Origin of the sequence: Vibrio sp. 1-2 (7-a), from assembly GCF_013048515.1 — a bacterium.
In the GTDB taxonomy this organism is placed as follows: Bacteria; Pseudomonadota; Gammaproteobacteria; order Enterobacterales; family Vibrionaceae; genus Vibrio; species Vibrio diabolicus.
Window position 1 is genome coordinate 45,412 of sequence record NZ_VHSQ01000010.1, and the last position, 14,207, is coordinate 59,618.

The 14,207-nt window shown below is 42.5% G+C and carries 14 protein-coding genes; 8 read left to right on the forward strand and 6 right to left on the reverse strand.

All coding sequences use genetic code 11. The features are described from left to right. Nucleotides 1-51: 51 nt before the first annotated feature. Together FKN08_RS19010 and FKN08_RS19015 are read right to left on the reverse strand one after the other, a co-directional pair. Nucleotides 52-1,356: an inosine/guanosine kinase gene (locus FKN08_RS19010; RefSeq protein WP_005397615.1), complete on the reverse strand. Its 1,305-nt coding sequence runs from the start codon at nt 1,354-1,356 to the stop codon at nt 52-54. A gap of 232 nt (nt 1,357-1,588) precedes the next feature. Further along, a complete protein-coding gene (locus FKN08_RS19015; RefSeq protein ID WP_005397614.1) occupies nt 1,589-2,059 on the reverse strand; it encodes a CreA family protein in 471 nt (156 codons plus the stop codon). Nucleotides 2,060-2,321: 262 nt separating this feature from the next. Between FKN08_RS19015 and FKN08_RS19020 the strand changes: the two genes are divergently transcribed. Together FKN08_RS19020 and FKN08_RS19025 are read left to right on the forward strand one after the other, a co-directional pair. After that, the gene (locus FKN08_RS19020) at nt 2,322-2,831 is read left to right on the forward strand and encodes a flavodoxin (protein ID WP_170892701.1); all 510 of its coding nucleotides are present in this window, start codon (nt 2,322-2,324) and stop codon (nt 2,829-2,831) included. 194 nt (nt 2,832-3,025) lie between these two features. Continuing rightward, nucleotides 3,026-3,694 carry an HAD-IA family hydrolase gene (locus FKN08_RS19025; protein ID WP_005397612.1) on the forward strand — a complete coding sequence of 223 codons (669 nt, stop codon included), beginning with the start codon at nt 3,026-3,028 and terminating at the stop codon, nt 3,692-3,694. A 429-nt stretch (nt 3,695-4,123) separates the two neighbouring features. Here the strand turns inward: FKN08_RS19025 and FKN08_RS19030 are convergent, their stop codons facing one another. Then, the gene (locus FKN08_RS19030) at nt 4,124-5,554 is read right to left on the reverse strand and encodes a methyl-accepting chemotaxis protein (RefSeq protein WP_170892702.1); all 1,431 of its coding nucleotides are present in this window, start codon (nt 5,552-5,554) and stop codon (nt 4,124-4,126) included. A 568-nt stretch (nt 5,555-6,122) separates the two neighbouring features. Between FKN08_RS19030 and FKN08_RS19035 the strand changes: the two genes are divergently transcribed. Continuing rightward, on the forward strand, nt 6,123-6,725 hold the full coding sequence (locus FKN08_RS19035; RefSeq protein ID WP_170892703.1) for an ACP phosphodiesterase: 603 nt from the start codon (nt 6,123-6,125) through the stop codon (nt 6,723-6,725). Between the two features lie 67 nt (nt 6,726-6,792). Beyond that, complete coding sequence (locus tag FKN08_RS19040) at nt 6,793-8,052, forward strand: DEAD/DEAH box helicase (protein ID WP_170892704.1); 1,260 nt, start codon at nt 6,793-6,795, stop codon at nt 8,050-8,052. A gap of 27 nt (nt 8,053-8,079) precedes the next feature. Here the strand turns inward: FKN08_RS19040 and FKN08_RS19045 are convergent, their stop codons facing one another. Beyond that, nucleotides 8,080-8,868: an EAL domain-containing protein gene (locus FKN08_RS19045; RefSeq protein ID WP_124007872.1), complete on the reverse strand. Its 789-nt coding sequence runs from the start codon at nt 8,866-8,868 to the stop codon at nt 8,080-8,082. A gap of 186 nt (nt 8,869-9,054) precedes the next feature. Further along, nucleotides 9,055-9,687 carry a hypothetical protein gene (locus FKN08_RS19050; RefSeq protein WP_005395531.1) on the reverse strand — a complete coding sequence of 211 codons (633 nt, stop codon included), beginning with the start codon at nt 9,685-9,687 and terminating at the stop codon, nt 9,055-9,057. A 186-nt stretch (nt 9,688-9,873) separates the two neighbouring features. Here FKN08_RS19050 and FKN08_RS19055 point away from each other — a divergent pair, with 186 nt between their 5' ends. From FKN08_RS19055 to FKN08_RS19065, 3 genes are all read left to right on the forward strand, one after another. Continuing rightward, entirely contained in the window at nt 9,874-10,116 is a 243-nt protein-coding gene (locus tag FKN08_RS19055) for a DUF2164 domain-containing protein (RefSeq protein ID WP_170892705.1), read from the forward strand. Nucleotides 10,117-10,290: 174 nt separating this feature from the next. After that, entirely contained in the window at nt 10,291-10,830 is a 540-nt protein-coding gene (locus FKN08_RS19060; RefSeq protein ID WP_170892706.1) for a cytochrome b, read from the forward strand. After that, entirely contained in the window at nt 10,827-11,396 is a 570-nt protein-coding gene (locus FKN08_RS19065) for a YceI family protein (protein WP_005395526.1), read from the forward strand. Before FKN08_RS19060 ends, FKN08_RS19065 begins: the two co-directional genes overlap by 4 nt. Nucleotides 11,397-11,534: 138 nt before the next feature. Here the strand turns inward: FKN08_RS19065 and focA are convergent, their stop codons facing one another. Next, nucleotides 11,535-12,986 (reverse strand): formate transporter FocA, encoded by a 1,452-nt coding sequence (focA, locus tag FKN08_RS19070; protein ID WP_170892707.1) that lies wholly within the window; start codon nt 12,984-12,986, stop codon nt 11,535-11,537. 304 nt (nt 12,987-13,290) lie between these two features. On the opposite strand from focA, the gene FKN08_RS19075 reads away from it, so the two are divergent. After that, nucleotides 13,291-14,196 (forward strand): LysR substrate-binding domain-containing protein, encoded by a 906-nt coding sequence (locus FKN08_RS19075; RefSeq protein WP_005395522.1) that lies wholly within the window; start codon nt 13,291-13,293, stop codon nt 14,194-14,196. Nucleotides 14,197-14,207 lie beyond the last annotated feature (11 nt).

Consider the following 14,207-nt stretch of genomic DNA (forward strand, 5'->3'; position numbering starts at 1 on the left):
AAGGCCACCAAATGGTGACCTTGATGTATTTTTAGCTTTAAAGCTGTGATCTTAACGATCCCAGTAAGTTTCTTCTAAGCTATCTTCTCGTTCAGGAAGTGCTCGCGATAGGCGAGGAGAGTGTTGCGTCAACACTTCATAGCTTACTCGGTTTGCATATTTACAGATCTGAGAAAGTGATGAGTAAGTCAAACAGCGTACTTCGTGCTTTTCTGAGTTAGGCACTTCTTTTTGATGGAAAGAGTTTGCAGCCATATCATGCAGTAAAGCAGAAAGCGCCGCATCACCTGCGCCGTTGGTGTTCTTAATCTCTAGTGGACCACCCAGGTAAGGACCAATGTAAGAGTATACCTTCATTGGCTTCTCACAATCTCCTTTACGCATCGCACGACTAAATTCGTATTGGTTAAAGGCTTCAATTGAACCTTCAAGAATGTCGTGTGTGGTTTCTCGTTTTACTTTTTCGTCGGTGTAACCTGCCATGTATAGGCCATTTGGCCCTGCAGTACATAGAACAAGATCGACCCACTCAAGTGCTTTATCAGCAGCCGCAAGCGGCTCTGTCTCGCCTGTTAATGCGGCGCCTTCTTCTTCATTCATTGCAACAACAGATATGTTCTCGCGAATGTACTCTTGCCACCATTGCGCGTTACCTTCGATAACGTACTTTGTGCCTAAAGTCAGTACAACAGGGACATCGTGCTTCTTGGCAAAGTCGATCGCTTTTTGTACCGCTTTCGGCATTGGATCCTCTTCTTTACCGCGCATTAGGTAAGAAGAAACAACCAGAGCTGATGCTTTCTCAAAGATCTCTTCAGGAATGCTTTCCGGAAGTAGTTGGTTCATGTGACCTTCATTGATAGCAAATGTGCGTTCGCCATCTTGAGAAATCAGGGTATAACAACGACCAATAGGACCATCTACCGTTTGTAGGTGGTTGAGGTTCATGCGTGAAGACGTGCGGCAAAGGTAACGGTAAGCAAAAGAACCAACTTGAATGTTCTTGGACATCACACCGAGCAAAACGGATTTGCTATCCGCCAATACTGAGTAATTGTGCAGAGTGTTGCCAATCGTGTCACCTGGGTATTGGTGTGTGATCAGGCCTTGCTCAACCAGTTCTTCGTAAAGTGCATCTGCTTTGCTTTCTTCAAGAACGAGTGAATGTCCTTTACTTAGGTTGTATTTTTCTAAAAACGCATCATCTACACGCGCTTCGATATCTACGATGGTTTGACCGACACCAACGATAGTTGGGCGATATAGCTTAGGCGCTTGTCGGATTTGGTTTACTAATGGATCTCGAGCGTGAGTTGGGAAGTAGTGTTTAGATTTACGCTGACCAGGAAACTTCATGCTTGTTCTTGAGTGAGAAAAAAAAGAGGCGGGATTGTATCACAAAAAAATGAAAATCGTGGCGTTTTATTACAAAGAAGTTTGCCCGCTGAAAAAATCAGCGAGCTGGAGAAATTGCGACCAAGATAGCCTAAATTGCTGATGCTTATATTACTACAATTGGTCTCTTTTCAGATTGTTGAGCGGTTATTCTCTTTAACAACGAGCTTGGAGCTATCCAAATTTAGCCGCGTTACTTTTTCACTTCAGTTGGCTCAACGTAAGCCTTGGTACCCCAAAGTGGAACTGTCGATAGGCTATGCTTAAAGCTACCGTCTGTCTCTTTTGTTGTGTAAGACAGGTAGAGTAAGGTTTGGTTGTCTGCATCATAAATTCGGCGAACCTTCATTGTTTTGAAGAAAATACTTTTTGACTTCTTAAATACAATTTCGCCAGACTTGCTTTTATCTATTTTTGCAATCATTTCCGGTGTGATTTCGCCAGTCTGACGACATGATATTGAGCTATCACTTGGATCCGCCAAGCTAAAATCGGCTTCGATAGAAGCGATGTGACACGTAACCCCCGTGACTACCTCGTCTTTTAATTCACCTACTTTGATGTCTTTCAAAGTAAACCAACCGAGTCCTACATCAGCAACATCGTTATCTGAACAACCAACCAGCGTAGTAGCAAGCAATGCACTTAACAGCATCTTTTTCATTATTTTTGTCCTTAACTAGGAAAGATATTGATGAAATCTATCAGAGGTTTGCAACTAAAACAAAATTTAGCCAAGGAAAGGTCTACGTACGCTAGGTTTGTTGTGGGCTTCATGCTAATGTACTGCTCTAAACGAAATGATGAGTTAGAGTGACCATACTTTCTCCCAATATGACTTTATATCGCTTGTCGCTCTGTCTAAGCTTCACTCTATGTGAGAATGAAACACTTTGCACATTTCGTTTTGCAACTAAGGTATCAAAATGAATGAACAACAGTTAGCCAGTATCGAGCGTAAAAATACATGGCTGTATGATCTGGTTGAAGTTGAATTTCCAACACCAGAGAGTCTGAAAGGGCGTGATGTCTATTTCAAAGCACTAGAACAAGCGACCTATCAAGTGGTCGACAAAGACACGCTACTTGAGAGTAATTCTGAATTTAGCTCTGACGATATTTTTCTGGTCGATTTTCACCGACTTACTATCATGTTTTCTGTCCTGCAGTCTCAGCGTTGGGATCAACAGTACGATAAAGATATGATTGTGGAATATCTCACTCAGATAATTCTAACGCCAGATTTTGAATTATATGTTGGTTTTAAATCTGGAGCTCCAATTGCTGCCGCTATTATTAGCCACCTTGAAGGAAACACGCTTATCTCTGATGTCGCGGTTTCTGAATCAAAATACAAGAGTTCGTTTGTGGCGGATCTTGCTAAAAGACTAAGTACCGAACACAAGCTTTTAGATTCGGTGATTATTGAAAGCTAATTTGCGCACTCAAATGCATAAAAAGCAAAGCAAGATGACGATAGGTGATCTTGCTTAGAAAAACTGTAATTGCTCCCCTCTATTTCCATGAAATGCCAAGCTCGTCGTTTCAACAATCCCAAACTTAAATAAGATTAAGCCAACATTTTTAAAATCAGCTAGGGCATTAGCCTTTAAGATGTCTGGAGATGGCTATGGCAATTACCAATATTAAGTGCGTGATATTTGATTGTGATGGTACGTTGGTCGATAGTGAACGATTGTGTTGCCAAGCTCTCGTCAATGTATTTAACCTGCATGGCGCAGAATTAACGATGGAAGAGTGCGTTTCTCATTTTAAAGGAGGAAAGCTCGCTGACATCCTTTTAGATACTAAAGAGCTGAAAGATATCAAAGTCCCTATTGATGTCTTAGAGCCGCAATACCGTGAAGAAGTCCAGTCTCTTTTTGTTCGCCACTTACAGCCGATGGATGGTGCAAAGCGATTAATTCAGTTTTTAGATTCGCATAATATCGAATATTGTGTCGCGTCCAATGGGCCGAAAGATAAAATAGAATACGCATTGGAGTTAACAGGATTGCTCGATGCTTTCCAGGGGAAAGTGTTCTCTGCATTCGATGCGAATAGTTGGAAGCCTGAACCTGACTTAATTATGTACAGTGCAATGAGCATGGGCTTTTTACCGAGCGACTGTCTTTATATTGATGACACACCTAAAGGCGTAGAAGCGGGATTAAACGCTGGCATTAAAACCGTACAGCTATTTAATGGTGAGGCAATCAATCGTGTTGATGATGAGCGCGTAATTCGCATTCAACATTTAGATGAATTAAAAGAGCAGCTATTTAGCTGCTCTGTTTAATCTCTTAATGGCACACCGTACTTAAGCTATGGATATGTTTAAGTTTGGATTGTAGGTAAGGGGTTTGATGTAGGCATTGGATGGATGAGAAGCTTTTTGTATGAAATCCGCAAGCAGCGCATGTGAATTTCTCTCCATCCGATGAAATGAGATATTCATCCCCCTGGCAGAGAGGGCAACTTAGGTTTTCGATGTCTTTTGTATCTTTGTAATTATTCATATTGTTTTCCAGCAGCAAATTGGAATTGGCAGGATTAAGCATAGCGGAACGCTTTGTTTATGAACATTATTTCATCAGGTACAGCGAGAACTTGAGATTCACTTCAAATATCCACTTGTGTGTAGTAGAAAATATCGACGATAACGGCTGAAAACGGTTTAAAGAAAAGGGCTCCTGAGGAGCCCTTGTTGATCATAAATGCTGCAAAGTTATGCTGTGCGGTAGCGTTGTAATACCTCACCAAGAGACACTGACGCCTGAGTGAGATTAGCTACCCCTACGGTAGATTGCTCTGCAACTTCTCTGATTGTGCTCGACTGGCTGCGAATTTCTGAAAGCTCAGATGCAATATCGTTGGCGACTGCGCTTTGTTCTTCTGCTGAGGTGGAAATTTGGATACTCATGTCCATCAATGAGCGTGCGGATTCAGCAATGGACCTCACATCATGACCAATTTCATCAATAAGCTGGCTACTGGTTTGCGCTTGTTGAACGGTTCGATCAGTGATTGAAGCAATGTTCTGGCTTTCGGCTTGTAGTTTCTCAATCATGGCTTGAATTTCTACTGTTGCCTGTTGAGTTCGGCTTGCCAATGTACGCACCTCATCAGCAACCACAGCAAATCCACGACCTTGTTCCCCGGCGCGTGCCGCTTCAATTGCCGCATTCAGAGCCAATAGGTTGGTTTGTTCTGAAATGGCATTGATCGTTGTAATAACGTCATTAATCTGCGTCGTGTTCTCATTTAAGTTGGTTACTGACGTGGAAGCCTGTTCAATATAGCTGGATAACGTCTCAATTTCTCCAATCACATTTTGCACGCGATTTCTGCTTAGCTCGATCTTTTGAGCGTCCTGATCGGATTGCATCGTCGCTTGTTGGGAAATGCTGGATACTTCTTTTGCAGAGGCTGTCATTTCTTCCATTGCTGTCGCGACGGAATCGAGTGTTTGATATTGATGAGATATCTGCGTTTCGCTCAACTGCATATCTTTTTCGAATGCAGAAGATGTCTCACTCAATGTAGCCGCATTATTTTTCACACTGTTAACCAGTTCACTTAAGGTGTCCATAGATTTATCTAACGCGCAACCAATGGTGCCAAACTCGTCTCGGCCAGGATGAAAACCAAGGCGAGAGGTTAAATCACCTTCACCAATTTTTTCGGTTGTCGTATATAAAACCCACAGGGCGCCTCCTATAAAGGTCGCAACCCAGTAAGAGAAAAGGGCAAAAGGAACAACCCATAAAAAGCTGAGTAACAGAGAGGTTAAGGCTGACGACTTTGCAGATTCGTATTGCGCGGATACGTTTTGAGTCAACTTAATCACTTCGCCAGAATGCAACTTTGCATAAGCGGTGACAGAGCCATCAACAAAAGAGCTCTCGCTTACGCGACTTGATTTCGATACGCCGTCAATTTGTGGAACATGACCTGGTTGAGCGTCAACAATACCAGAAAGTTTCGCTTCGCTAGCAGAAATCGCTTGTTGTTTAAATTGTTGTATTTCATTGAAGTAGCGGCTTCCAGCCACAGAAGTGAGGGCTACTAAAAACAGCAGGAATATAACCCACATTTTGTCGTTGATAGACATCTTGATAAACAGCCTGTCTATCGTTCTAAACTCAACTTCTCTCATTTAAAGCTCCATTAGAGATAAAAGATATTGACCAAATCTATTGCTATATCGAAACAAAATATGCGAAGTTAATCAGCAAAATATGTAACGAAAACTAAATTTAGTTTAAGAAATGAGATCTAAGGACGCCTATAACGGTATGTTATATCTTTAAATTGACATAAATATTGATAAAAGAGCTATTTCTCTGAAGTGCTAAGTAGATATGAAATCTGGTTGCAAACGTTTACTTTTGATTCTGCTCATAGGTTTTTAAATCTTTACTTCTCGCTGTCATGAATGTGTCATATAAAGACTATAAAAAGGAGTTGTTGACGTGGATATGGCAAGGCCAAGCCGTCAGCAAGTACAAGCAAGAGAGCTTAAAATAAAGGAGGTCACAATGAGCGACCAATACCAAAACGATGAGAGCCTAGAGCTGCTAGATGCGCTTGAAATTGGCATTATCTTGTCGGAATACGTTGGCTCAGACAACGAAGCCGAATAGCGGAACACTCTCATCTCGTCGTAATAGACGTTATACTAGGTTCATGTCACACCAAGCCTTAAAGGCCAAAACTGGCGTCGGATGAACTTTCTAGCCCACCTGCATATCGCAGACCACTGTAACAGCCATTTATTGGGGAACTTGCTTGGAGACTTCGTAAAAGGAGATCCAAGCAAGCTGTATGAACGTGATATCTCGAACGGCATTAAATTACATAGATTTGTTGACCGCATTACCGATCACCATCCTATTGTTAACGAATGCAAACCTCACTTCAAAGGTACTGCGCGGCGCTTTGCCCCTATCGCTCTCGATATGTTCTGGGACCATTGTCTCGCAAAACACTGGAACGACTTTTATGCCGTATCTCTCGAACACTTTGTCGACTCGGCATACGAGCGAGTAAACCGTGACGTTGATGAACATTTGCCATCGCGTTTTTTGGTGCTCCACAGCCGGATGTGGCACGGTCGATGGCTTCAGTCATACCAAGACCTGGATAATATCGAATTTGCATTACATCGAATGTCGCAAAGAAGCCCGAGAATGGCTGACCTTACTACAACATTTAAAGTGATTGAGAGTGATTACACAGAATTGGAAGAGAAGTTCTCGACACTCTATCGAGACGTTTTACGCCAGTCGTATGATTTTCAGCAACATCTTATTGATTCAGCCCAATGAGATAGAAAAGTAGTATGGCTATTGGGGCTCTGGTAAACTCTGCGCTCCAAAAATAATGAGGTTACACATGTCTGTTAATTTTGCTGACTTAGGCATTGAACAAAAGCTAATCGAGACGCTAAGCAATCTAAATATCGTGACACCAACACCAGTGCAAGAAAAGTCTATTCCACATGTCCTTGAAGGAAAGAACTTACTTGCTGCTGCACAAACTGGTACGGGGAAAACAGCTGCGTTTGGTTTACCTATTATACAAACCGTTCAGCAAAAGAAACTCAACGGTACGCCTCAAGCATTGGTTTTGGTTCCAACACGCGAGCTTGCGCAGCAGGTATTTGATAATTTGAATCAGTACTCTGCACAAACCGAACTTCGCATTGTGTGTGTTTATGGTGGTACAAGCATTGGCGTACAAAAGAGGAAGTTAGAAGAGGGCGTTGATATTTTGATTGCAACACCAGGCCGCCTTTTGGATCATCTGTTTAATGGCAACGTAAACATCTCCAAAACCAGTATGCTCGTTCTAGACGAAGCCGACCGTATGTTAGATATGGGATTCTGGCCTGACTTGCAACGCATCTTCCGACGTTTACCCGCCGAAAAACAGATCCTGTTGTTCTCTGCGACATTTGAAAAGCGAATCAAGACTATTGCGTACAAACTCATGGAATCGCCGGTTGAAGTTGAAGTGTCACCAGCAAACACGACGGCAGAAACGGTAAAACAGATGGTTTATCCGGTAGACAAAAAGCGTAAACGTGAATTATTGGCGTACTTGATTGGCTCGCGCAATTGGCAGCAAGTGCTTGTATTTACAAAAACTAAGCAAGGTAGCGATGAGCTAGCAAAAGAGCTTAAGTTAGATGGCATAAAAGCGGTTTCAATTAACGGGGATAAGTCACAGGGTGCGCGTCAAAGAGCGTTGGATGAGTTCAAACAAGGTAAGGTGCGTGCGTTGATTGCGACAGATGTAGCAGCACGAGGACTGGATATTCAAGAGTTAGAGCAAGTGGTGAACTTTGATATGCCATTTAAAGCCGAAGATTATGTCCACCGTATAGGCCGTACTGGCCGTGCAGGAAAGTCGGGGTTAGCTGTGTCTCTAATGAGTCGGGATGAAGAATATTTATTGCACGCTATCGAGAATTTGCTTGATCAACGCCTACCGCAAGAATGGTTGGCAGGCTTCGAGCCAAGCCTTATAGAAGAAGTCGAGCCTGAGAAAAATGGTAGTGGACGCCGTCGAAGCCGTTCATCAGAGAAGCGTAAGCTAAAAGCAAAATTAGCGATTCATAAGAACCGTGGTAAATCACGTAACTCTCGCTAAACCGCACAAACTTTTGTTCTTACATAGTCAGGCTGTTTTTGCCTCTTCATAAACGTCTAACGTTTGCGGGATAGCGAGTAGGTATCCTTGATACATATCGAAACCGAGTTTTTTCATTAAGTTAAGTTGATGCTCGGTTTCAATTCCTTCGATAACGGTTTTAGAATGCAACGTTCTTGCTAGTGATAATGCATCGACTAGAGCTTTCCAGTCACCATTTTCGTATCTCAGCATTAACGAGCGATCCATTTTTATTATGTCCGGACGAACGCCTTTCACTCGTTCAATTGTCGATGCATTGACGCCATAATCGTCGATCGCCAATTTAAACCCGCCTTGGCTTAATTCACGAGCTGCTTGCGACAAAGAGGACTCGTCTTCTACGTTCAACTCAAGCAACTCCATGACGATTTGTTCATTTACTAAATGAGATTGATAAATGGTTTGTTTTAGCAGCCTATTGTACGTGATGTCTCTGGCTAGTATTTTTGCTGCTTCTGGTAATACATTAAGAAACAGTTGTTTATTGTGAAAGTGAGATTGGGCAAAGTTTTTGATATGAATTAGGCGACTTAAGCGTTCGACATTGAGTAGGTCTTGAGCGGCAATGGTTTTTGATTGGAAAAACTGATCTGGCCTGATCATGGTACCATTAGCATTGGTAATTCTTACTAGTGCCTCAAGTCCAACGATAGAAATATCTTTTTTATATATAGGTTGAAAGACACTTCGAAGAGTGAGCTTTGTGTATTTCGCAATGTATTGCCCGTCGGCTTGTTTGCGGATGCAACTAAGGAGTTGCGAGGTGCTCATCATTGTTATAACAACCTAAGTCAATGCTTCTACATCAGCGCTATCGCGCTAACTTTTTATTTCATTGGCAGTGAATCTAAGTGGGCTCATGAACTCAAGCAAGAACGATGGTAAGACATGATTAGATTTGTCGAGTGATATCAAACAAATTGATGAAATGACTGACAATCTTCCTATTGCAATTTGATGTTACCATTGTAGTACTGCATACAGTTGTAAGTATTTTCTGACCAACTGTTGTTTGTTCGAGCGACGCAAAGGATGACCAAACTTAATGTAACAAGGGCTAATGCCAAATCGAGTGTCTAACGATTGCGTGAGCTGCGATTCGCTGGTGTACAGCGTGATGCCTTGCTCCGTGTATTCGTTGATCTGATCGGGCAGTTCACCCATCCACCAATGAAGCAACTCTCGGCTCGTTTTGCTGCGACTGATCCAATGATCACAAACTAAAAAGAGTAGATCATTCGGTTGCAGCGCATAACCATATTCGCTTTGCCATTCCGTAATTGATGAGAGTAAGTTCTCTCGACAAGATTTTCCCGCACTGACCATATGGTGGCTCAGGACCCAAACCGTACCTATTTCGGATGAAATACGATAGTGATGAGGCAGATCCGGCGTATTTAAAACTTCAATTGGTTTTACCACGCTGTTGTATCCGAAGTGACGGAAAGTGTGTTCCATTCGTCTTGAAAACGCGAGACCAAGATGATGCTCACTCATGCCTTGGTTATGTACCGCAGGGTAATGCTTTTCACACAGCTTAAGACAGTCGTCTTGAAAATCATTAACACTTTGAATCACTAGGTCGAGTAGCAAAGAATATCCCTTAATAATTAACAAAACGAACTGCAAAAGGTTAGCATAGTCTTTTGAGAATAGACTAATTTACTTCGGCAACTTCTTGATCTAAACACCAAATTTCTCACAAATGATCGCGCCTACTCTTTAAGAGAGCAAGACGATAGAAGCACACATAGAACAAAATTCTGAAAAAGGGCAAAGATGATAAAGTTAGAACGTGCGCAAAAAGAAACGCTGGCAACCGCCATTCAAGATTATATGCAGGACGAACTAGATGTTGAGATTGGCCAGTTCGATAGTGAATTTCTTATTGATTTCATTACAGAAAAACTAGGGCCAATTTATTACAACAAGGGGGGGGAAGATGCAAAATCACTGGTTGAACGTAGAATGTTAGAAGTGTCCGAAGAGCTGTATGAGATAGAACAAGAAGTTAAGCTGTAAGTTTCAGTTTTATAAACGATTTAAAGTTCCTTCAAAAAATTCGAACAACTTGATAGATACGGTGCCATTGGCTGGATGTAAATGATGGTAAATAATCTGTTTCATATGACGTAAATAGGTTAATGTAGTGTTTCTTGCTCAACATTAACTTAGGAATATATCTAGGAACTTGAGATGGATACACTGGTAAAGAATTACAACCTTACTGCACGCGTGATGCACTGGTTATCTGCGCTGTGCATTATTGGTCTATTTGCAGTGGGTTTGTGGATGGTCGACCTTAGCTATTACAGCGAATGGTATCGAACTGCGCCACATTACCATCGCTCTGTCGGTATTTTACTCGCTATTTTAACTTTGGCACGCATTGTATGGAAACATGTTACGGCGTCACCAAAGGTAGAAGGCAAACCTTACGAAGTGCTTGCTGCTAAAGCAGCGCATGGTGTTATGTACCTACTATTGGTCACCATCTTTGTTTCAGGTTACCTCATTTCAACGTCTGATGGACGCGGTATCGAAGTTTTTAATTGGTTTACCGTGCCAGGAGCGGGAGAGTTATTCCCAGGACAATCAGACATAGCGGGTGAAATTCACTTCTACGCAGCTTGGGCCGTCATCCTGATAGCAGGTTTGCACGCTATTGCTGCGCTTAAACACCACTTAATCGATAAAGACAACACATTAAGAAAAATGTTAGGAGCTTCAAAATGAAAAAGTCACTCTTCGCTACAGGATTAGCTATCGCTATGGCACTACCATTTGGTGCGCAAGCTGCAGATTATGTCATCGATACCAAAGGTGCTCACGCTTCAATTAACTTTAAAGTTAGCCACTTGGGTTACAGCTTCATCAAAGGTCGTTTCAATACATTTTCTGGTGACTTTTCTTTTGATGAGAACAACATTGCTGATTCAAAAGTGAATGTTGTTGTTGATACAACTAGCTTAGACTCCAACCACGCTGAACGTGACAAGCACATTCGTAGTGGTGACTTCATTGATGCTGGCAAATACAGCGAAGCGACCTTTAAAAGCACAAAAGTGGTTGATAAAGGTAATGGCAAGCTAGATGTAACTGGTGATCTAACGCTACACGGTGTTACTAAGCCTATTACTATCGAAGCTGAATTTGTTGGCGCAGGTAGTGACCCATGGGGTGGTGAGCGCGCTGGCTTCGTTGGTAACACTCGCCTCGAGCTTGCTGACTTTGATATCCCAGTAATGGGTGCTTCAAGCTATGTTGATATGGAACTTCATATCGAAGGCGTTAAGAAGTAACGAACTTCTTTTAGATACAGTAAAAGCGCTCTTCAACGGAAGAGCGCTTTTTTATTACCTCAATCGCAATCGACAACCTTGGCAAGCCAGTTAGTACCAGCGATTGAAAGCCAACAGACGTTGCAAGCGTTTAATGAATTACGCTGTTTCCAACTCGTTTTTTTCTACTAGGTTTAAACGCTCACCAAAAATCGGGCGTAGTGCTTTTAATACTTCAGTACGAGTAACAACACCGACCATCTGGCCATTTTCAAGTACAGGAAGTACTTGTGGCTTGCTCACTTTGATGCTTTTTGCGCGTTCTTCTAAAGATAAAGACGTCATGCGAGTGGCGATGCCCATGCTGCTCGTTGGGTACAACTGCTCTTTATCGATACATAGGAATTCGACAACATCAACGAGACGATCACCAGCATCAATTGCGACCACATCGCGGCTCATGATGTCGACGACTTTTTGGTCTTTCACCGGAATGTAGTCCTCACACCATAGTTCTACCATCACATCGTGAGCAGAGAAGAAACCAACCAATCGATTTTGTACGTCTACAACAGGTGCGCTAGTTACGTTGTTGTCAAGTAGCACATCCAGTGCGATTGCTATCGGTGTTTCTGCACTGATGGTAACTGGTTTTGGGTTCATAATGTCTTTAACAAAAGATGCGTTTTTCATGGTGAAATCCTTAACTGACGAGAGTGTTGTAGTCGTTGTGATAGAAGAGATATTCGCTGCTTTTAGTTCTGGTCGGCGAAAAATACACCAGTTTGCAAGACCAACTAAAACCGCTCCGCCGACGATGTTGCCAAGCGTGACAGGAATTAAGTTAGCGGTAATAAAGTGGCCAATATTTAAGTCTGCGTACTGTGAAGCGGGCACACCGACGGAGGCCCAAAAAGACTCAGGTGCAAAGTTCGCGATAACAATGCCAAGTGGAACCATAAACATGTTCGCGACACAGTGTTCAAAGCCACTGCTGACAAACATGGCCACAGGCATGATTGTCATTGCTGCTTTTGTCATTGCATTTGCAGAGCTAAACGTTAACCAAATCGCGAGGCAGACCAATAGGTTACAAAGGATACCGAGCGCAAACGCCTGAATGAGAGTGTGATGAAGCTTGTGCTGCGCGATGTTAAGCGCATTTAACCCCCATTGACCGCTATCCATTTGATAAAGATCAGCTGCAGTAACTAGCGCAAGTAGGAACATCGCACCAATGAAGTTGCCAACGTAAACCTTGCCCCAAATAGAAAGCATTTTTCCGAACGAGATTTGCTTATTGGCCCATGAGATACTGGAAAGAACTGAGCTGGTAAATAGTTCACCACCGCAGATCACGATAAGGATCAAGCCCATACTAAATGCTAATCCGCCAGCAAGACGGCTTAAGCCCCAACCAGCGCCAGCGCTGCCAGTAGTCACCGTGATGTAAAACAAGAACGCCAATCCAATGAACGCGCCCGCCATGATGGCAAGACTCAGTGTCATACTGCTGGTTTTGTTTGCTTTACTTAACGCAAATTTTTCCGCTTCAGCCATCATTTCTTTTGGAGAAAAGTACTGGTGATTTTGAGAGCTGGTCACCGCCATATTGACTCCTTAATTTGTAATCGCATAAAAATTCCTTGGTTATTAACTCAAAAATGAAATTGTTGTTTTTATTTAGAAGCCTCAATGACTTCAGTCTCAAAGTCATTGAGGCTTGCGGTGTTCCCGAACCGCACAGTCAGAATAAGGAGAAGGGTTTGGTAGGTAAAATTGATAATATTTAGAAACCTCATCAAATTAATTGATAACTTTATGCGGCTAGGTAAAATGAACTCTATTGCTTATTGGGGCATGTTTTTAACGATTGTGAGGGTATGAAAAATACTCACCAATAATGGAGGACACTTTGCGCTACTCACTTAAGCAATTAGCGGTTTTTGACGCAGTTGCAGATACCGGCAGTGTAAGCCAGGCCGCAGAGAAACTGGCTTTGACACAATCAGCGACAAGTATGTCGCTTGCGCAATTAGAAAAAATGCTTGGCAGGCCTTTATTTGAGAGGCAAGGCAAGCAAATGGCGTTAACCCATTGGGGTATGTGGTTACGACCAAAAGCAAAACGCTTATTACAAGACGCACTGCAGATTGAAATGGGCTTTTATGAGCAACATTTGTTAAGCGGTGAGATTCGCATGGGCGCGAGTCAAACTCCGGCAGAGCATCTGGTTCCAGACCTTATCAGTATCATTGATAATGACTTTCCAGAAATGCGTATTTCCCTTGGTGTGCAGAGTACAAAAGGGGTTATTGATGGCGTATTAGATTATAAATATGATTTAGGGATCATCGAGGGGCGTTGTGACGATAACCGTTTGCACCAAGAAGTCTGGTGTCGAGACCATCTTACTGTTGTCGCTGCTTCTCATCATCCCTTTGCTCGCAATCAATCTGTAAGCCTCGCGCAGTTAGAACAAGCGAAGTGGGTGTTGAGAGAGCATGGCTCTGGCACACGAAAAACATTTGATAGCTCTATTCATCATCTAATTGAAGATTTGGATGTATGGCGAGAGTACGAGCACGTTCCGGTGTTACGCAGCTTAGTTGCTAACGGCCAGTACCTTACTTGTTTACCGTATTTAGATGTAGAGCGATATATAGAAGCGGGTCATCTTGTTGCGTTAAATGTGCCCGAGCTAAAAATGGAAAGGACACTTTCATTTATATGGCGAGCTGATATGGCAGAAAACCCACTAGTCGACTGCATTAAACGAGAAGGTCTGCGAATGATGAAAGGTAAGCCTTCGGTATTGTAAGTTACTACTCA

Coding starts and splice junctions, on each gene's coding strand:
- FKN08_RS19015 (WP_005397614.1), bottom strand. CDS start 2,059: ATGAAAAAGATGCTGTTAAGTGCATTGCTTGCTACTACGCTGGTTGGT.
- FKN08_RS19065 (WP_005395526.1), top strand. CDS start 10,827: ATGAAAAAGTCACTCTTCGCTACAGGATTAGCTATCGCTATGGCACTA.
- FKN08_RS19030 (WP_170892702.1), bottom strand. CDS start 5,554: ATGAGAGAAGTTGAGTTTAGAACGATAGACAGGCTGTTTATCAAGATG.
- FKN08_RS19025 (WP_005397612.1), top strand. CDS start 3,026: ATGGCAATTACCAATATTAAGTGCGTGATATTTGATTGTGATGGTACG.
- FKN08_RS19055 (WP_170892705.1), top strand. CDS start 9,874: ATGATAAAGTTAGAACGTGCGCAAAAAGAAACGCTGGCAACCGCCATT.
- focA (WP_170892707.1), bottom strand. CDS start 12,986: ATGGCGGTGACCAGCTCTCAAAATCACCAGTACTTTTCTCCAAAAGAA.
- FKN08_RS19035 (WP_170892703.1), top strand. CDS start 6,123: ATGAACTTTCTAGCCCACCTGCATATCGCAGACCACTGTAACAGCCAT.
- FKN08_RS19020 (WP_170892701.1), top strand. CDS start 2,322: ATGAATGAACAACAGTTAGCCAGTATCGAGCGTAAAAATACATGGCTG.
- FKN08_RS19040 (WP_170892704.1), top strand. CDS start 6,793: ATGTCTGTTAATTTTGCTGACTTAGGCATTGAACAAAAGCTAATCGAG.
- FKN08_RS19010 (WP_005397615.1), bottom strand. CDS start 1,356: ATGAAGTTTCCTGGTCAGCGTAAATCTAAACACTACTTCCCAACTCAC.
- FKN08_RS19045 (WP_124007872.1), bottom strand. CDS start 8,868: ATGATGAGCACCTCGCAACTCCTTAGTTGCATCCGCAAACAAGCCGAC.
- FKN08_RS19060 (WP_170892706.1), top strand. CDS start 10,291: ATGGATACACTGGTAAAGAATTACAACCTTACTGCACGCGTGATGCAC.